Raw genomic sequence first — 19,216 nt, 5'->3', positions numbered from 1 at the left:
GAGGGAGGGATAACAGCAAATGGAAACATTCCAAGCGTTTATGGTCCGCCAAGAAGAGGATGGGCTGAGAAGCAGGATAGAGGAGCTGACAATCGATCAGCTGCCTGAAGGGGATGTATTGATAAAAGTGCATTTCTCGGGCGTCAACTATAAGGACGGATTAGCCTGTTCGCCAGAAGGTAAGGTAGTGCCGCAGTATCCTATGATTCCGGGGATCGATCTTGCCGGCGAGGTCGTGCAGTCGGAGCATTCTGACTTTCACGAGGGCGACTTGGTTTTATGTACTGGTTATGGACTAGGAACCAATCATTACGGCGGTTTCAGCCAATATGCGCGGCTTTCAGGAGACTGGCTGGTACCGCTGCCTGACGGGCTGTCTCCTCGGGAAGCGATGGGAATCGGAACTGCCGGTTTTACAGCTGCTATGTCCGTCGATCGTTTGCTTCGTAGCGGAGTTACGCCTGATTTAGGCCCGGTCCTCGTGACAGGAGCAACCGGCGGTGTGGGCAGCTTTGCGGTGGATATCCTGTCGCGGACAGGATTCAAAGTAACGGCAAGCACCGGCAAAATAAATGAACAAAGCGGCTGGCTGGAAAACCTTGGAGCATCTGAAGTTGTCAGCCGGAAAGATGTTGAGGTAACCGATGCAGCTCCGCTCGTTAAACAACGCTGGGCAGGTGTTGTGGATCCCGTAGGAGGACCGCATCTGACAGGAATACTAAAAAGTATCCGCTATGGTGGAGCTGTTGCGCTTTCGGGGCTTACAGGAGGGACATCGTTTGAAAGTACCGTACTTCCTTTTATACTGCGCGGTGTTCAACTGCTTGGCATCGACTCGGTGTATTGTCCGAAAGCATTAAGAAAAGAAATTTGGAGCAGGCTGGCGCAGGAATGGAAGCCGGAAAGAGCTTTGGCAGGCGGGATTAAGGAATGCACCCTTCAGGAGCTTACAGAGGTACTTCAAGCCATTTTGCAGGGGAAAGCTGTCGGGAGAACGATCGTCCGTCTGGAATAAAGCAACAGGCTCACCGGTATCATGCTACTGCATAATGCGTTTGAAATGTTGGCATTCTAAGCCCATAACAGGCTGTTTTCCGCTTGAAGCGGCATCAGGGAATCTGGAAGGGATGAACCAACATGAACAAACCGTTAGCATTGCTGCTGGCCTGTGTGCTGCTGATTGCCGCGGTTGGCTGTGACAAGCATACCGTCATCAAGAAAGAAACCAAATTGTATAATTTTGATTCCTATTCGGAAGGGAATATCAGAGCACAATCTCAAGGCAAAGGGTTAAACGGCCAATTATTAAATGAGCTTCAGCTGACTTTTGGAGCAAAGAAGGTACCGTTGACCCATGAAATGTATGCAGAGGATGGCAGGGGAAATATCAGCTATATGTTTTATATCAGGGGAAATCCGCAGCAGTACATTAATCTGCATGTTTTTACCGATGAACAGGAACGCATCAAACGGATCCATAACTGGTATGGAGACCAAAACCGGATTGATACGCAGAACATGCACACCGTGATTTATAGTCATAACAGAGCTTCTTTGATTTATACTTCATCAGGTAAAGACAAGGGAATGTATGACAAGCAGGTTCATGAGGTGTTTAATTCCTTACTGAACCGCATGGACTTTAAATAGTGAACATATAAAATGCCGGAGGAGCAGTCTATCGCTTCCCGGCATTTTTGAATTTTATTCTTTTTTATATATTTCTCTCATGACATGACCCAGTTCCGGAACAATAATCCGTTCCATGGCCAGTTTAACGGCCCCGGTAGAGCCTGGAATGGAGAATACAGCCTTACCACCGGAAGTTCCTGCAATGGCCCGGCTAAGAATGGCTGCAGCTCCGATATCTTCTGTAAAGCTGAGGTATCTGAAGATTTCTCCAAAACCCGGAAGCTGCTTATCCAGCAGGGAGGAAACGGCTTCATATGTGGTATCCCGTGGTGAAATTCCGGTGCCTCCCGTTAAAATAACAGCCTCCACATCCGGGCTGCTCGTTGCTTCATGAATAAGCTCGCGTATTCCTTCATAATCGTCTTTAACGATTTCATAGCCCGCAATTCGGTGCCCCGCCTCTTCCAAAAGGGATGTAATCAATTGTCCCCCGGAATCGGTCTCCGGAGTGCGTGTATCCGACACGGTAACAATCATACAGGAAACGGTCTCCGGTGCTTCACTGCGGTGCTGGTCTACTGATTTCATATCTCTATTATCTCCTCTCCCTTTTAGAGTATCTTTATAGAATAATCCTTTGAGGACTGACATGCAAATCACTTATATAACCTGAGTTTTTAATCATGATACTAAAGTTGCGGTGCAGCCAAGGGTGTAGTACACTTTGCTAAAAACAGATTTCATAGCGCAAAGATCAAAGAGGAGAACGATATGTCGAAGCAAACAACAACACCCATTTACATACTTTCCGGTTTCCTGGGAAGCGGAAAGACAACCTTACTGCAGCAGTTAGTATCTTACTGGCAGGAGCAGGGGATGCTTCCGGCTGTTATCATGAATGAAGTCGGCGATGTTAATCTGGACGGTCTGCTTGTTAAAGAGCAGGTGCCTATGACGGAAATGCTTAGCGGCTGCATCTGCTGCTCGATTCGCGGGGATCTCAGTATGGAGATTGCCGGATTAATTCAAAGAGAAGCGCCCGATGTCATTGTCGTTGAAGCAACGGGAATTGCGAATCCCATGGAGATTTTAGATGGAGTTACCGAAGCTGCCCTCTATCTTAAAATCGATCTTAAGGGAGTTATAACGGTTGTGGATTCTGCCCACTTACTCGATTTATACCGGAATCAGAAGGGGAAAACGTTCCGGTTAATGCAGGAACAAATACGCTCGGCCTCCTGCCTGATTCTGAATAAGACAGACCGGGTTAGCGCGGAAGAACAAGAGCTCCTGTCTTCCGTTATTTCCCGCTGGAACGAATTTGCTCCCGTTCTTCCTTCTGTCCGTTGTGAAGTGGATATCACCAAGGTTCTTGAATCGTTAGGAGATAGTTCCCTGGACATTGCCGCCCTGCGGTTCGATGTCCATGATCAGGTTGCCGGCAGCGGACAGACGACTCTTGAACATGATCATGATTCATCGCATCAACATACACATCATGATCATGTCATGGTTTATACGCATTATTTAAATGGTCCTGTAGACAGCGGGGAATTCGAGAGCTTTATTGCCAATCTTCCGCGTGAGGTTTACCGTGCGAAGGGTGTTTTGACCTTTAGCGATACAGCAAGCCGCTTTCTGTTTCAATATGCGTTCCGTGAACCGGATTTCCTAGGGATCAGACCACAAGGAGAAGTTCCGGATGTTGTCGTTTTTATCGGAGAGCATTTCTCAAAGTCGGCAATAGAAGAGGGTATGAGGGCGATGGAGCTGCGCTGATAAACAGGGCGTATTACTGATTTTTCCTGGTTTCTCCTCCACAGTTTATGGTTAATAGAAAAACAGAGCCACAAATAAACTGGAGGTTGGAAATGATGATGAACCAGGATTTGCATTATAAAGATTGTATCGAGGCCTGCCTGCAATGCATGAATGCTTGTAATGTCTGCTATGTTTCTAGCCTGAAGGAATATGACTTGGCTATGCTGCGTGAATGCATTCGTCTTGATCGAGAATGTGCGGATATTTGTGATTTTGCTGCACAATCGATGATCCGTCAAAGTCCGTTTGTCCATGAAATTTGCGAATTATGTGTGAAAGCATGTGAAGCATGTGCCGAGGAATGCGGCAAACATGAACATCAGCACTGCAAGGAATGTGCGGAAGCATGTCGCAGATGCGCTGATGCATGCCGTCAAATGTTGGCAACGGCTTAAGCTGATTCATATCATAAATTACATAAAGCCTGAAGTTTTCTTGAGTGCTCTCAAGGGACTTCAGGCTTTTTTCATGCTTGATGCAATACTTATGCTTGGGGTTTGAGTTCCATTGAAATGGGGTACTATATGGTTGGTTGTTTACATGAAGCTTCAGACATAAATGGAAGGAGAGACTTTCATGAACGCAAAAGAGCATAAGAAATCCGAATCATTTGTACCGTACATACCAGCATCCAAGTCGCTTCCAGAGTTAACCTTGCTATCTATCATTTTGGGGATTATTCTCGCAGTGGTGTTTGCAGCAGCCAACGCGTATCTCGGACTTAAAATCGGATTGACTGTCAGCGCCTCCATTCCTGCAGCCGTTATTTCCCTCGGTGTGCTGAGAGGAATATTCAAGCGTAAATCCATCTTGGAAAACAATATTGTCCAGACGATGACTACTGCGGGTGAGGCGGTAGCGGCAGGGGCAATTTTTACAATTCCAGCGCTGTATATGTGGAACCAGGTTCCGCATATGAGTACAGTCAGCTTTATTGTTCTGGTGGGCGGGTTTCTGGGTGTGGCCATGATGATCCCGCTCCGCCGACTTTTGATCGTAAATGAACATGAAACACTGCCATACCCGGAAGGAACGGCGTGCGCAGAAGTGCTGATATCCGGTGAAACCGGAGGGAAAAGCGCCAAGATGGTCGTGTTCGGATTTCTAGCCGGCGGCTTGGTTAAGGCCCTTGGAGACGGATTCAAATTTTTCAAAACAGAAATTGAAACCGGTATCTACAAGTTTAAAAATTCATTGATTGGTATGGATACTTACCCGGCACTGCTTGGTGTGGGCTATATCATCGGGCCGCGGATTTCAGGACAAATGCTGGCCGGCGGTATTTTGGCATGGCTGGTCCTGATACCGATGATCGGCTTTTTCGGAGCAGGTGATGCTTCCGTGCTTCCGCCTGGAGACAAGCCTATTCCGGGACTGGATCCATGGGGAATATGGGAAGGTTATATTCGTTATATTGGTGCCGGAGCAGTCGCTGCCGGTGGCATTATCACCTTGGTCAAATCACTGCCTATGCTATTCAGCTCGCTGGCTGCTACACTCTCAGGCTTGAGAAGAAAAGATCATGAAAAGGTAACCCTCGATCGTACCCATTTTGATATCCCAGGTTTTTGGGTGACCATTATGATCGCTTTGCTTGTCATCGTCATTGCTTTTGCCCCATTAACGGATGTGGGTATTATCGGCGCTATTGCGATTGCCATATTCGGCTTCTTGTTTGTTACGGTCGCTTCACGGATTGTCGGGCTGGTTGGAAGCTCATCATCACCGGTATCCGGAATGACGATCGCAACGCTGTTGATTGTCACGATTATATTCAAATTGACCGGCATGACAGGTATGACCGGCATGATTGCGGCATTAACCGTTGGAGCCATCGTGTGTGTGGCGCTTGCAGTAGCGGGAGATATTTCCCAGGATCTGAAGACTGGATATTTGGTCGGCGGAACACCTTGGAAGCAGCAGGTAGCCATGATGATCGGTGTTTTGGTAAGCGGACTAGTCATCGGGTTCATTCTGTCTGTTCTGAATGAAAGCTACGGACTGGGTTCCGAAGATCTGCCGGCTCCGAAAGCAGTACTCATGCGGTTGATCGTTGAAGGGATTATGTCCGGCAACCTGCCGTGGGATCTGATTTTTATCGGAGTTGCTTCGGCTGTAGTCTTTGAATTTTTGGGCCTGAATTCATTAACGGTAGCCGTAGGCATTTATCTGCCGATTCATGTCAGTACGCCTATTATGGTAGGCGGGATTGTGCGCTGGTTTGTAGAATGGCGTTCACGCAAAAATGAAGCACTGCTCAAAAGACGGGTGGAAACTGGTACTTTGCTTGCATCCGGACTTATTGCGGGCGAGTCGTTGATTGGCGTCATTATCGCGATTCTCATATGGCTTAACGTACCGATTCCAGGTAAAGTACTGATTGAGAACAATTGGCTGCCATTTATTATTTTCATGCTTGTCGTTATCATGCTTACCTGGATGTCGATGGGGCGGAAGAACAAGTCCGTGATTACCAAGCGGGAGGTGTAGTTTAGATGATCGGATTTAAACCTAAGAAAAATCGTCATCAGCTTGAATCTCAAAATTTGCTTGATATGATTCCTGTCTTAACCAACCGTATTTCGGTCGTGCAAAAAGCTGAAGAGGGGGTAACATTAGTCCTTCCAAGAAGGAGCTGGCTGGAACGGCAATCCGTCAAATGGCTAAAACAGCCTGAGGCCGTGCAGATTCATCTGGATGATTTGGGCAGTGCTGTGGTTGCCCGCTGTATCGGCAATCAATCGGTAGGCGAAATTGCGGATGAGATTCATAAGCATTTTGGTGAAGCCGCAGAGCCTTTGCTTCCACGCCTAGCCAAATTCATGGAGGTACTTGAAGCAAACGGGCTGCTGACATGGCAGTCTTCAACAGAAATGAATCATGACAAATTAACGGCAAGATAATGAAGTAGCCCTTGCATTCCCGTTCATGTGATGTGTATAATATTGAAAATTGAACGTCTAGGATCGGGAGAGTAAGGAAGGCAGAACATGGATAGCGAGCCGGAAAGAGTGAAAGCCGGTACATGGTTCCTTCGTGAAGCGCACCCGTGAGATGGCTGGTCCAAAGCTTTTCTTCAGGAAGCAAGTAGATCAGTCCGGTTGACCCCGTTAAAAGTTCTTAAGAGAAACGACAAGAACGGCTCCAGGCCTCTTTCGTTTACTTAGAGTGGTACCGCGGGAATTTAAGCTCTCGTCTCTATTATGGAGATGAGGGCTTTTTTGTTTTTCAAAATGAAAGAGAGGTATTGATCATGATGTTATACCAATGGGCAGCGGATGCTCTTAAGGCATATGTTCCGCTAGAAGAAAAACAAATCATGGAGCTGCTTGAGATTCCACCTTCTGCTAATATGGGAGATATGGCTTTCCCTTGTTTTATATTGGCTAAACAATTCAGAAAAGCTCCTCAGGCCGTTGCTGGGGCGATCGCTGAAGCCATCACAGATCCGTTAATTCATGCGGAAGCGGCTGGTCCTTATGTTAACTTGAAATTCAACCGGGGGCATTATGGCAGTCTAATCATGAGCGAACTGGAGAAAGGCAGGGTAGCGGAAACGGGAAAAGGAACCAAGGTTGTCATTGATATGTCTTCTCCCAACATTGCGAAGCCTTTTGGCATCGGTCATTTACGTTCCACCATGATAGGAGCAGCGCTGTACAATATGTATAAACTGGCCGGCTATAATGTTGTCAGCGTTAACCATCTTGGTGATTGGGGAACCCAGTTTGGCAAGCAGATTGCCGCTTACAAAAGATGGGGGGATGACAAAGCACTGTCAGAAGATCCGATTGGCGAATCTCTTAAACTGTATGTGCGTTTTCATGAAGAAGCACCACAGGATGATACGCTTGAGCCGGAGGCAAGGGACTGGTTCCGCAAGCTGGAAGCAGGTGATGAAGAAGCACGCAGACTGTGGACTTATTTTGTGGAAGTCAGCATGAAGGAGTTCAACCGGATGTATACGCGGCTGAATGTCCGCTTCGACCATACACTCGGAGAGAGCTTTTATAATGATAAAATGCAGACGGTTGTAGATACCTTGAAGAAGCAGGGATTGCTTGAGGAAAGTGACGGAGCGTTAGTGGTTCGTCTGGATGATGAGGGCATGCCGCCTTGTCTTATTATTAAGACGGATGGAACGACCATTTATCCTACGCGGGACTTGGCCACAGCGATCTACAGACATGATGTAATGAAGGCTGAACGTCTTTTGTATGTCGTTGGAAGTGAGCAAAGGCTTCATTTTGAACAGGTATTTTCCGTACTTCGCCGCATGGGTATGGATTGGGCTGACAGATGCGCACATGTACCCTTCGGCTTAATGAAATTTGAAGGCAAAAAAATGTCTACGCGCCGCGGCAAAATTGTCGTGCTTGAGCAAGTGCTGGACGAGGCAATAGCTCGGGCCAAGAGCATTATTGATGAAAAGAATCCGGAGCTTGAAAATAAAGAGAAGGTAGCGGAAGCAGTAGGAATAGGTGCTATTATTTTCGGTGACCTGAAGAATAACCGTGTGAATGAAGTGGATTTCTCGTTGGAAGACGCCCTGAATTTTGACGGTGAAACAGGTCCGTATGTACAATACACCTATGCCAGAACACAAAGCGTGCTCGCTAAGGGTTCGGCTCTAGAACAAGCGGCGGCAGAGGATGCTGCAGCGGTGATATCCACTAACGTTGATGTACTCGGGGATTCAGGCTGGGAGCTTTTGAAGCTGCTGACGAGATTCCCTGAGCAATTGCTGCGTGGTATCCGAAATAATGAGCCTTCCGTTCTGGCACGTTATGCTCTGGATGTGGCGCAGTCCTTCAATCAATTCTATAATAAGGAAAGAATTGTCACCGATGAAGTGTCGACCCGATCTGCAAGATTGCAGTTGACACGCCTGGCAGGTCTTTCTTTAACACGAACTTTGCAGCTGCTGGGACTTCAGACACCTGACCGTATGTAAACTTGGATTAATCCGGAGAGGAGCATTCGGGCTTGGCGATTGCAGGTATGGAAAATGGAGCATCTGCGGAACTGATGGTCATGCAGGACGCCGCTAAAGTATATGGCAGGCGTAAAGTACTGCAGGATATTTCGCTTAAAGTATGTAAAGGAGAATGTACCGCCTTAGTAGGCAAGAACGGCTCAGGCAAAAGCACACTTCTGCGGATGCTGGCTGGCCTTACCCACCCTACAAGCGGTACACGATGGGTAAGCGGCAGAAGACTGGTTACCGGCTATGTTCCGGAAAGATTCCCTCCGCTTATCTTTACTCCCTGGGAGTTTTTGCTTAGTAGTGCAGAAGTTCGCGGGATGGAAAAGGCATTGGCAGAGAATGAGCTGAGAGGCTTTTTGAGTCAGCTTGGTATGGAAAGCTTTGCGCATGTCCGGATGAGACAGTTCTCGAAGGGCATGCTGCAAAAGATCAATTTAATCCAGGCGATGATGGGTAGTCCTGATCTGCTTCTGCTGGACGAGCCTTTGTCGGGGCTGGATATGAAGGCACAGGAAAATCTGGTAAATATTCTGATTGGTTTGAAAAGCGGCGGTACAGCGATTGTCATGTCGGTTCATGAGCCCAAGCTGATTGAGCAGATTGCTGACCGTGTGCTGCTGATGAAGAATGGGCAGATTATCAAAGAAACATTGGAAAAGCATCTTGAAGCGGGAACTACCACCCAAATTGTCATACGGGGTCTCGATTCAAATGCGGTAAAACGAATATCCGAGCATCCGGGAATGGTCGATCTGGCAGTCAGATCAGATAGCTGTGAGCTTGAGGTACGGTCCGAAGCAGCTGACTTGTTATTACGACAAATTCTAGATTGCGGCGGTTCGATCGTGTCGGTGATTCCAAACATGGGAATGAACATTCCACTAGGAGAATGGCTGCAGCCTGCTGCCTCTGAGAAAGGAGATCAGGTTTAGTGATAGCATTGGTCCGCTTTTTACTGAAAAGCTATACCCGGAAGCATGCTTATTTTGCACCGCTCGCTGCAACCTTGATCGCTATGTTTTTGCTTTATTCATACAAACCGAATCCCGTAATGGACAGCTACGCGGTCACTTCTGTATTTTTGTTTATCGGTGCAGCTTGGCTGGGCTTAACCTTCCTGAATCACGGCAGTCCGCAGCAGGAGCAATTGCACATCATACATATTGGTAGCATGAAAAAGTACCTTTTCAGCCAGATTCTGGCGCTCCTCATTCCTGTGATTTTATTGACGGTTATCTTTATAGTCTTTCCGATTTTAACGCATATGTTTAATAGACCCGTCTATCTTAACGAGCTCCTAATGGCCATATGCGGACATGTGATTTTGGGCATACTGGGTTTCATGCTATCGCTTTTTTTCCAAACTGCATGGATGCCAAATGGTGCACGGGCAATCGCGATTATGCTGATTGTGGTCATTGTATCGCTTGGAGCCAAATCCATTATCGCGCGGCTCCCTTTCCCGTTTGCTTGGATACGATGGATCCTGCCTCCGGTATCGCCTATCATGGACGGTTTGATAAACAGCACGGTTTTTACGCCTGAACAAGTTTGGGGAGCTATTGGATATGGTCTTGTGTATATTCTATTGCTGTACCTTATTTACATGTTTATTTCAGTTCGAAGAGATGCCCGAACCTAGTTTCTTCGAGCCTGCAATGGATGTGGATGAGTACCTATATAACATTGCTGGTTGATGATTGGATGTACATCCTTTAACATGGAACTATACGATCTCATCACGGATATGGGTAGGAGGGTATGATGAAACAGACACGGCTCTTGGATAGCGAACATTCCAAAGAATTATTTGCTTATTTCGGACTCGCTGTATACTATTCACAGGCGCTCGAGCAGCAGCTTGTCAACTTGTTAATGCTGATGAAGATCTCACAGGGAAAGGTTCCGACAGAGGAAGATCTTGCCGATCTGTATCATCAGAAGCTGAGCAACTCGCTTGGCCAGCTGGTAAATGAAATTCAGCATCATTTCCCTTTCTCAGAGGAAGAGACAATACTCCTGAAAGAGGTTTGGAAACAGAGGAATTATATCGTTCACGATTATTTTAAGGAGCGTATCCAGGAAACCTTTAGTCCTGCAGGCCGGTCAAGAATGATACGGGAGCTCACCAGCTTCAAGCAGCAGGCGCAGGATCTGGAACGCAAGCTGCAGAAATATACGAATGATTTGTATAAGAAGCTCGGACTGGACCTGGAAGCGGAAAAGGCTGGCACGCATACGAATGCTTAATTGGAGAATGAGCAACTGCTCTTTTGCCAATAATATGAAACATTTACAAGATCGTCCCCGTCTGAGAAAGTGGAGGTGATCGTTTATGCGATACATGAAAAAAACAGCCGTGGCATTGTTGGTAACCTGCTCGCTTGCAGCTGCGACATCGGCTTATGCTTTTTCAGATATTAAGGATACCCGCCAGGAAAAAATAGCAGCAGAGCTGCAAAACAAAGGCATTATACAGGGCGTGTCCGCGGATAGATTTGCCCCAGCGGACAAATTGACGGCCGCACAGGGCGTTCAGATCCTTGTGAAAGCAATGGATTTTAAGGCTGTGAACGGAAAATCCGAAGCCGATAATATACCGCCCGATGCTTGGTACGCCAAAGCAGCAGTCATCGCGCAGGACAATGGCCTGCCTGTTGGTTCTATCAAGGATTGGAATGCCAAGCTAACGAGAGAGCAATTTGCTCTTTTGCTGTATAAAGCGGTAACGGCGACAGCAGGAACGTATCCATCCGTACAAATGCTGATGCCAGTGGCGGATGGCGACCAAATACAGCCTGAGACAAAAACGGCGGTGCAATTTTTGCTGCTGTCAGGTATTGCCGGGCTGGACGGGCAGAATCGTTTTTATCCCAAACAAAACATGACTCGTATGGAGGCAGCTGAAATGACGTATGATGCTCTTCAGTATATCCAAAAGCATAACGGGCAGCAGGATCCGGGTGAATCGGAAGATGAGGTTTCCGTCCAAATGGAAAAGATCGATGATCAAGTCAATAAAATCGTAATTTCAAAGTCCGGCATGCCAAATCCAGGCTACGGTATCTCGGTTGACCGCATTGACTTTCTTTCGGGGCAAAAGGCTGTAGCATACTATCATTTCACGACACCGGAACCGGGAAAGATGTATCCGCAGGTTATTTCAACCGCAAAAGCTTCATTTTATCTCGATAGCAAATATAAGGTAAGTGTAAAAAGAACCCCCGGCGAGAACGGACCTCCGATTTCAATCCCCGGGATAGATAAAACTTTACTCAAGTAGCATATCAAAAAGAGCCCTTTCTCCGGTTTCTGGGGGAAAGGGCTTTTTTATATTATTGTGCAGCATCTGTTAAAAGTATCAGATTTCGTTGACCAGGCAAATAGTATTCCTTTATTGCAAACGATTACAATAATAGCTGAGGGGGGAAGCATATGGCGCAGCTCGCAACGATAACAAAAGTGGAGAACGTAAAGAAAAAGCGGGGAGTCGCATACCGGATGGTCAAGCAGTGGGATATCCAACTGATGGTTATACCGGCACTGTTATTAATTTTTGTTTTTGCCTACATACCGATGTATGGTGTATTAATGGCTTTTCAGGATTACAGCATTTTTAACGGGTTTTGGGCGAGCCCTTGGGTGGGTTTCAAGCATTTCAGCATGTTTTTCCACTCACCTGAATTTTGGCCCATTATCCGTAACACGATCATCATCAGTTTGCTGAAGTTCTGTATCGGATTTCCGGCACCGATTGTTCTCGCGCTGATGTTGAATGAAGTGAGACATATGGTGTTCAAACGGGTTATCCAGACGGTCAGCTATCTTCCGCATTTTCTGTCCTGGGTTATTGTCGCCGGTTTTACCATGTCAATTCTGTCGACAGATAACGGAAGCTTGAACATTTTACTGCAAAAGCTGCATTTGATCAAGGAGCCGATCGGATTCCTTGGCCAGGCTGAGTATTTCTGGGGCATTATTGTATCTACAAGCGTGTGGAAAGAAATTGGCTTCGGCTCCATTGTGTATCTGGCTGCCATCGCAGGCGTCAATCCAAGTCTGTATGAAGCGGCAGCGATGGACGGAGCGGGACGAATCAAACAAATATTTATGATTACAATTCCTTCCATCTTACCTGTGGTTGCGATCTTCATGATTCTGGCTATCGGCAATCTCCTGAGTGCGGGCTTTGAAGACATTCTCCTGCTGGGTTCGAATCCGGTACTGAGGGATGTGGCTAATGTCATCGATACCTATGTTTACAGGGTGGGTATTACGAACCAGCGGTTCTCATACGCGACAGCGGTCGGATTATTCAAGGCCGTAATCAGTGTCGGGCTGCTGACATTCGCCAATATGTTTGCGCGCAGATCAGGTAACAGTCTGTGGTAGAATCCATAATTTTGACGACATGGGAGATGACAGGGAGGCTGCAATAGGATGCATAGTAAAAGCTTTGGCGATCGAGTGTTCAGCATTTTTGTATATGTCTTTCTGATATTGCTGGGCTTCAGCACTTTTTATCCATTCTGGAACGGACTTGTCGTTTCACTGAATGAAGGGATGGACACGGCACTTGGAGGAATTACCTTCTGGCCGCGGAAATGGTCTCTGGAGAATTATTACGTTGTTTTCCGGGATACCCGAATTCTGAACGCCTTTTCCATCAGTGTGATGAGAACCGTGGTGGGAACGATACTTTCCGTTCTGTGTACAGCGATTTTCGCTTATGGGATGACGAAAAAAGAGCTGATCGGCCGTAAATATTACATGTTGATGTGTATTGTTACGATGTACTTTGGCGGCGGTTTGATCCCTACATTCCTGGTCGTGCGCGGTCTCGGACTCATGAACTCCTTCTGGGTATTCATCATCCCGAGTTTGATCAGCGTGTGGAACATGATCATATTCAGGACCTTCTTTCTCGGGCTGCCTGACGGCCTGGAGGAATCAGCCAAAATCGACGGCTGTGGCAACTGGTCCACTTTTTTTCGGATCATTATGCCGCTGTCCGGTCCGGTTATTGCAACGCTGGGTTTATTTACGGCTGTTGCACATTGGAATGAATGGTTCCTCCCTAGTATCTACATCACCAATGAAAAACTGCTGCCTATCCAGTCCATGCTGCAGCAGATTCTGAGCACGAACATTATGACCGAGCAGATGTCCAAGCTGGATTCGGCTGCGCAAAGCCGGATGTCGGCTATGAAGAGCGTTACTACCAAGTCATTGTCGATGGCTACCATGATGGTTGCGACACTGCCTATTATTGCGGTCTATCCCTTTGTACAGAAGTATTTTGTCAAAGGTGTGCTGGTAGGATCACTCAAAGAGTAGCGTTTAGAGCTTTTGCTTTAAACATCAGGATTGTGCAAAATCGCAATCGGAATCTTGCAGAATCCTGATATAAATTGAATGATGGGGAAAAGGGGTTATCTTGTATGAAAAATTGGAGAAGATCGCTGATTGTGTCACTTGTGTTTTTGTGTGCAACAGCAACTGTCCTTTCAGGCTGCGGAAGCAAAAGCGACAATAACAGCAAGACAGCCGAGGGTTCGAACAACAACACTACGAAAGTAGAAGAAACAAAGGAAAATAAGGAAGGCGAAGGCTCCGAGAAATTTGAGCTTGGCAGCTCACCGCTCGATTTTACCTTCTACGGCCACTATGACTGGTACACCATGCCAGCCTGGGGTGCGGATGAAGCAAGTAAATGGATTCAAGACCAAAAGAAAGTGAATATTACGGCTGTTAATTCCGGCGGCAACGCTGCGCAAAAGCTGAACACAATGATTGCTTCCAAGGAGCTTCCGGATGTGATCTGGACAGACCGCGGCACAGATGTTGAGCGTCTGCGTGCTGCAGGTATGCTGGTTTCGTATGACGAATATCTCGACAAATATCCGAATCTAAAAAAATGGGCGGGGGATTCAACATTAAATATGCTCCGTTCGAGCGATGGCAAGCTGTATCAGTTCCCGAACTGGTATACCTCCCAGCCGGCAGGGAATGCAGGCTATCTCATGAACAGCAAAATGTATAAGGAGCTCGGTTCGCCGAAGCTTGAAACTACCGATGATTTATACAATTATCTGAAAGCAGTCAAGGCTAAGTATCCGAATGTTGTACCGTTTGAACCGGATCTGGCGAAGGATGGCCAGGGTCTGGATATTCTGTACAGTGCTTTCGGTGAAGATCATTCTCCGGTATATCTGAGAGAAAGAGCCGTACCAACCGGTGACAAGCTGACTTCGATTTTCCAGGATTCGGTCTATCGTGAATCGATGCAGTTCGCTTCGAAGTTGTTCCGCGAGAAGCTTATGGCACAGGATGCTTTGACACAAACAAAAGATCAGGTGCTTGAGAAAGCATATACGGGACGTTTCGCCATCGCTGCTGGCGCAAGTCCAACAGAATATGGCAGTAAAGGCGATGTGGAACTGAAGAAAAAGGATCCAACCGCCGGCTACGAGATGGTTTGGCCGTTTCATAAGGAAGGCCTCGACAAAAATAAAATTTGGACAGGAAGCTACAACCAACTGGGTTGGAACGTGGCTCTGATTACGAAATCAGCCAAGGATCCTGAAAAAATCTTCGCTTTTCTGGATTGGCTGACAGGAGAAGAAGGAAGCCGCGTCATTATGTGGGGGCCTGAAGGTATTCTGTGGAATGGTACCGATGAAGAAGGATATCCGAAATTTACCGATACGTACATTAATGATGTGGAAAGACGCAGCAAAATCATGGACGCAACAGTCAACCTGCAATGGAACGGTAATACGGTATATATTGATAAATCCAAAATGAAATTCGAAAAAACGCTTCCGGCCGAAAAACAAAACTGGGAGAGCCGTTATCAATCATCCATCACATGGAAAACGCAGTACAATGCAACACAGTTTGTAAACCTGAATCCAATGCCGGATACCGAAGAAGGTATTATCCAGCAAAGTGTGGATGAGATCTTTTCTGAATCGAGAGCGAAAGCCTTGTATGCCAAGAATGACGAAGAAGTACTGTCCATTCTGGATAAAGCAGAAAAGGATGCAATGGCTGTAGGTTATGACAAACTGCTGGCATTCAAAACAGAGAAATGGCAGGATAACCTGAAAAAAATCGGTGATAAATAACAAAAAATGGTATAATTAAGGTACATCGAGCATAAGCCGTCCCGGCCTAAGGGACGGCTCATGCCTTTATGAGGCGAATTCCATGTACTGTGCATGAGACAGTTTAATATTCGGTCAGGAGATGATTTCATGTATAAAACACTGATTGTAGATGATGAAATCCTCGATCTGGAGGGAATGAGGACCTTCATCCCTTGGACGGAACTGGGCCTGGAAGTCGTTGATGCCGTCAATAACGGTTTTGAAGCAATGAACGCTTTGGACAGAGAAGCGATAGATGTGTTAGTAACGGATGTACATATGCCCAGCATGTCAGGGCTTGAGCTTGTGAAGAAGGCGAAGGAGCTGTATGGCGGCATTAAAGTCATTTTTGTAAGCGGTTATCAGGATTTTAACTATGTGAAGCAGGCCATTTCGCTGAACGCGTACAGCTATGTTTTGAAGCCTATGGATGATTCGGAACTGATTGATGCTTTAAAGAAAATTGTTTTGGAGCTGGACGGAGAAAGACAACGGGAGAAAACTGAGCAAGCCTATAGAGTCATAGCCAAAAATGAGTATCTGCTTCAGCTTCTTGAAGGGGGTGTCACCGATGAAACCTCCAACATTCTTCTGGAGCATTATGGTTTGAAAAATGTAAGCTGGCCGGCCCGAGCCGCCGCAATAGAAATTGATGATTTGAGCTGGAAGCTGGATCCACTACCGGAGCATTTGAAGCAGGAATGGTTTAATAGGTTTTATGAATCGGCTTTACCTATGTTTGAAGCTGAGGGAATCCATCATGTGTGCAGAACATCAAACCAACGGATTTTTCTCCTCATTGAGAGTGGAATGCAGGATCCGGACTTGGAGTCTGTGATCCATCATCTTCATGAACTCCATCCATTCTCTGTGACCGTTGGTCTTGGGGGCAGAGCTGAGCATTTGGTTGCACTCCGGGAGTCTTACGTGGAGGCTCTGACAGCACTGGATTATAAGCTGATCCTCGGCAAAGGAAAAGTGATTGACCATCATAAGCTTATCTTTGAAGACGTTGAAGAAAGGGTGGACACGGATATTCCGCTGGAACAGCTACTAAATGCTGTACTTCATTATGATCTGGTCAAGATCAGTGACGAAGTGGACCGTTTGTTTATGATGGCGGCGGGGATGCGCACCAAGGCTCAGATTCAATTCTATGTCATGAATATTTGGATGAGGCTGGAAGGCCAGCTCAAATCCATCAGTGAGAATATGTTCCAAGCCTTGCAGCATGACGGACTAAGTAAACCGGATATCATGCTGAAATATGAAACTATAGATGATATCCGCTCATGGCTAAGATACCGGCTGTTCAGTGCCGCTGAAATCATCCAGAATAAAAGACAGAAGAAAAGTGCCAAGCTCGTAGAGGAAATGATTCGTTATGTGAAGCAGCAGATACACGAAAATGTCACACTCAAAGAAGTTGCCGACTATCTGTCCTTTTCTCCCAATTATCTGGGCTCCTTATTCAAGGAGGTTACAGGAACCAATTTCAGCGAATATGTTATCACCATGCGAATGGAAAAAGCGGGTGAATTGCTAAGGGATCCGCGGATTAAAATATATGAAGTTGCTGACCAGGTTGGATATCGTTATATGCCGTACTTCAGCCGTCAGTTTAAAGAGGTATTCGGTATGACACCAGGCGAATTCAGGAGAAAAATGTAGTTATGGACAAGTACAACCGGATGAATCCCAACAAGCCAATGTTCTTGCCCTTCGGCATGAAGCTGTTTATTTCCTACCTGATTCTGATCATTGTTCCGATCTTCATTTTTGGTTACATGGCCAATGCCATACTTGTTGATCTCTATGGGAAGCAAATGAATACGAATCTGACCGGAACATTGACGCAGATCCGCGACAATATCAACTACAAGCTGGAGGATACCCAGCGTCTTTCGGATATTCTATATTTTGATGAGAGTATGCCACTTGAAATTATGCGATATGAGGAAGGCTGGGTCAGTTACCAGACGACGACCAAGCTGCTGATTCCGAAATTCAGGCAAACGGTCGATTCAACGAACCGGAAAGTATGGATGAGTGTGTTTTTGAAAAATGAAACACTGCCGGAAATCTACAACAACGATGATTCGATGTCAGATGCCTTGGCGAAAGGCAAGCACTGGGGGTTGTTCCATTTGCGCCGGATCGTGGACAAATCCTGGTACAAGGCTTTTCCAGAAGAGAACTACGGAAAAACCATGGTATGGCAGCAGGTGGAGGATGACAGCAGATTTGGAAGAATATCGCTTCTGCGAAGGTTGGTGGATACGAGAAATCCGACGAAGCTTGAAACGATCGGATTTATGAGAATCAGCGTATATTTATCTGAAATTTTCCAGAGTGTGGACATTGATAAAGTTGGCAGCGGCAGCATGCTGTTGATTATGGATGAAAATAACCGGATCCTCTATGGCTCCGGGGAACATGTGCCGGACATACAATCGGATTACAAGCTAATGGATGTCTCCCGGTATACAGTCCTCAGCGAACAGCTGCCTAAACTGAATTGGAAGCTTACCGCATTAATACCCAATACAATCATTCAGCATGAGACCCGGAAAGTTAATATACTTACGCTAGTGATCTGTCTGGCAAGCTTTGTGGTGATTCTTCTGGTAGCTTTGGGTGTATCGCGTTTCTTTTCCAAACGAGTATCCAAAGTGGTCTCTGTGCTTAATTTATTTCAGCAGGGAGATTTTCATAAACGGGTGCATTACAAAGGAAACGATGAATTCACGATGATTGCCGCTTCGCTCAACAAGCTTGGTGAACATACCGAACATTTGATTGAAGAAGTATATATGACGAATCTGAAGAAAAAGGAGGCAGAGCTGGAGACGCTTCAGGCTCAGATCAATCCGCACTTTTTGTATAATACCTTGTCTTCGATCAGCCGGCTGGCCAAGTTTGGACAGGTGGACAAGCAGCATCAGATGGTTATGAACCTGGCTAAGTTTTACCGTTTATCGCTGAATGAAGGACATACCATTATTGCTATTCATAAAGAACTGGAACAGACGCAGGCTTATATTGATATTCAGAAGGTGAAATATGGAGAACGTATGGATGTGGAGTTCAACATTGATCCAAGCATCGTCAATTTTGTAACCGTAAAGCTGATTCTTCAGCCGTTTCTGGAAAATGCGCTGCAGCATGCCTGGTGTGGGGATCGGATATATATCCGCGTGTGCGGTCGACTAGAAGAAGCGGGCGATTCAATTTTGTTTGAGATTATGGATGACGGTAACGGAATGAGCCAAGACATTCTGAAGCAGGTGATTTCAGCTATGAATAATCCCGGTACGACAAAGGGTTCCGGCAGAGGAAGAGGATATGGAATCCGCAACGTGAATGAACGTATTAAGCTCTATTTCGGAAAGGAGTACGGTGTTCAGCTGCATAGCAGACATGGCATTGGCACCACGGTGTCCATCCGGATTCCGCTTCAGCGCGCAAAGCAACAGGCTTCTGCTGAGATGAATGTGGAATGGACCGGGTAATGTTGATGCGGTAAAAATGCACAAAGACTTTCAAGATTTCATATTTGCAGGTTTTGGTACAGGCAGCATATGTGGTACGATAATCCCTGACGATATCGATAGAAGAGAGCAGG

General features: G+C 46.4%; 17 protein-coding genes and 1 other annotated feature. Of the genes, 16 read left to right on the top strand and 1 reads right to left on the bottom strand.

Annotated elements, in window-relative coordinates:
* Nucleotides 1–19 precede the first annotated feature (19 nt).
* Nucleotides 20–1,015 carry an acrylyl-CoA reductase family protein gene (locus tag KJS65_RS11865; RefSeq protein WP_213649997.1) on the top strand — a complete coding sequence of 332 codons (996 nt, stop codon included), beginning with the start codon at nt 20–22 and terminating at the stop codon, nt 1,013–1,015.
* A 122-nt stretch (nt 1,016–1,137) separates the two neighbouring features.
* The gene (locus KJS65_RS11860) at nt 1,138–1,650 is read left to right on the top strand and encodes a hypothetical protein (protein ID WP_213649996.1); all 513 of its coding nucleotides are present in this window, start codon (nt 1,138–1,140) and stop codon (nt 1,648–1,650) included.
* Nucleotides 1,651–1,704: 54 nt separating this feature from the next.
* Here KJS65_RS11860 and KJS65_RS11855 read toward each other — a convergent pair whose 3' ends face one another.
* Nucleotides 1,705–2,220: a MogA/MoaB family molybdenum cofactor biosynthesis protein gene (locus KJS65_RS11855; protein ID WP_213649995.1), complete on the bottom strand. Its 516-nt coding sequence runs from the start codon at nt 2,218–2,220 to the stop codon at nt 1,705–1,707.
* 183 nt (nt 2,221–2,403) lie between these two features.
* Here KJS65_RS11855 and KJS65_RS11850 point away from each other — a divergent pair, with 183 nt between their 5' ends.
* The 14 genes from KJS65_RS11850 to KJS65_RS11785 all read left to right on the top strand — a co-directional run bounded on the left by KJS65_RS11850 (nt 2,404) and on the right by KJS65_RS11785 (nt 19,103).
* Nucleotides 2,404–3,411 carry a CobW family GTP-binding protein gene (locus tag KJS65_RS11850; RefSeq protein ID WP_213649994.1) on the top strand — a complete coding sequence of 336 codons (1,008 nt, stop codon included), beginning with the start codon at nt 2,404–2,406 and terminating at the stop codon, nt 3,409–3,411.
* 98 nt (nt 3,412–3,509) lie between these two features.
* Nucleotides 3,510–3,848, top strand: coding sequence for a four-helix bundle copper-binding protein (locus KJS65_RS11845; RefSeq protein WP_213650781.1), 339 nt, complete (start codon nt 3,510–3,512; stop codon nt 3,846–3,848).
* A 181-nt stretch (nt 3,849–4,029) separates the two neighbouring features.
* On the top strand, nt 4,030–5,943 hold the full coding sequence (locus KJS65_RS11840) for an OPT family oligopeptide transporter (RefSeq protein ID WP_213649993.1): 1,914 nt from the start codon (nt 4,030–4,032) through the stop codon (nt 5,941–5,943).
* Between the two features lie 5 nt (nt 5,944–5,948).
* The gene (locus KJS65_RS11835) at nt 5,949–6,356 is read left to right on the top strand and encodes a PqqD family protein (RefSeq protein ID WP_244864500.1); all 408 of its coding nucleotides are present in this window, start codon (nt 5,949–5,951) and stop codon (nt 6,354–6,356) included.
* Between the two features lie 50 nt (nt 6,357–6,406).
* Nucleotides 6,407–6,656, top strand: a binding site (T-box leader).
* Nucleotides 6,657–6,709: 53 nt separating this feature from the next.
* Nucleotides 6,710–8,407, top strand: coding sequence for an arginine--tRNA ligase (gene argS, locus KJS65_RS11830; RefSeq protein WP_213650779.1), 1,698 nt, complete (start codon nt 6,710–6,712; stop codon nt 8,405–8,407).
* A gap of 32 nt (nt 8,408–8,439) precedes the next feature.
* On the top strand, nt 8,440–9,372 hold the full coding sequence (locus KJS65_RS11825) for an ATP-binding cassette domain-containing protein (RefSeq protein ID WP_213649992.1): 933 nt from the start codon (nt 8,440–8,442) through the stop codon (nt 9,370–9,372).
* Nucleotides 9,372–10,082: a hypothetical protein gene (locus KJS65_RS11820; RefSeq protein WP_213649991.1), complete on the top strand. Its 711-nt coding sequence runs from the start codon at nt 9,372–9,374 to the stop codon at nt 10,080–10,082. The genes KJS65_RS11825 and KJS65_RS11820 overlap by 1 nt, the downstream gene beginning before the upstream one ends.
* 119 nt (nt 10,083–10,201) lie before the next feature.
* Nucleotides 10,202–10,690 carry a hypothetical protein gene (locus tag KJS65_RS11815; protein WP_244864499.1) on the top strand — a complete coding sequence of 163 codons (489 nt, stop codon included), beginning with the start codon at nt 10,202–10,204 and terminating at the stop codon, nt 10,688–10,690.
* Nucleotides 10,691–10,775: 85 nt separating this feature from the next.
* Nucleotides 10,776–11,723: a protease complex subunit PrcB family protein gene (locus KJS65_RS11810; protein WP_213649990.1), complete on the top strand. Its 948-nt coding sequence runs from the start codon at nt 10,776–10,778 to the stop codon at nt 11,721–11,723.
* A gap of 152 nt (nt 11,724–11,875) precedes the next feature.
* Entirely contained in the window at nt 11,876–12,832 is a 957-nt protein-coding gene (locus KJS65_RS11805; protein WP_213649989.1) for an ABC transporter permease, read from the top strand.
* Nucleotides 12,833–12,880: 48 nt separating this feature from the next.
* Nucleotides 12,881–13,777, top strand: a complete 897-nt coding sequence (locus KJS65_RS11800; RefSeq protein ID WP_213649988.1) for a carbohydrate ABC transporter permease — start codon at nt 12,881–12,883, stop codon at nt 13,775–13,777.
* A gap of 104 nt (nt 13,778–13,881) precedes the next feature.
* Nucleotides 13,882–15,570, top strand: coding sequence for an extracellular solute-binding protein (locus tag KJS65_RS11795; protein ID WP_213649987.1), 1,689 nt, complete (start codon nt 13,882–13,884; stop codon nt 15,568–15,570).
* Nucleotides 15,571–15,699: 129 nt separating this feature from the next.
* On the top strand, nt 15,700–17,262 hold the full coding sequence (locus KJS65_RS11790; RefSeq protein WP_213649986.1) for a response regulator transcription factor: 1,563 nt from the start codon (nt 15,700–15,702) through the stop codon (nt 17,260–17,262).
* Nucleotides 17,263–17,264: 2 nt separating this feature from the next.
* Complete coding sequence (locus tag KJS65_RS11785; RefSeq protein ID WP_213649985.1) at nt 17,265–19,103, top strand: cache domain-containing sensor histidine kinase; 1,839 nt, start codon at nt 17,265–17,267, stop codon at nt 19,101–19,103.
* Nucleotides 19,104–19,216: the final 113 nt, after the last annotated feature.

It is taken from the genome of Paenibacillus sp. J23TS9 (genome assembly GCF_018403225.1).
Taxonomy (GTDB): domain Bacteria; phylum Bacillota; class Bacilli; order Paenibacillales; family Paenibacillaceae; genus Paenibacillus_AQ.
Note: the sequence above shows the minus strand (reverse complement) of the source record. Positions and strands in the feature narration are given on the sequence as shown.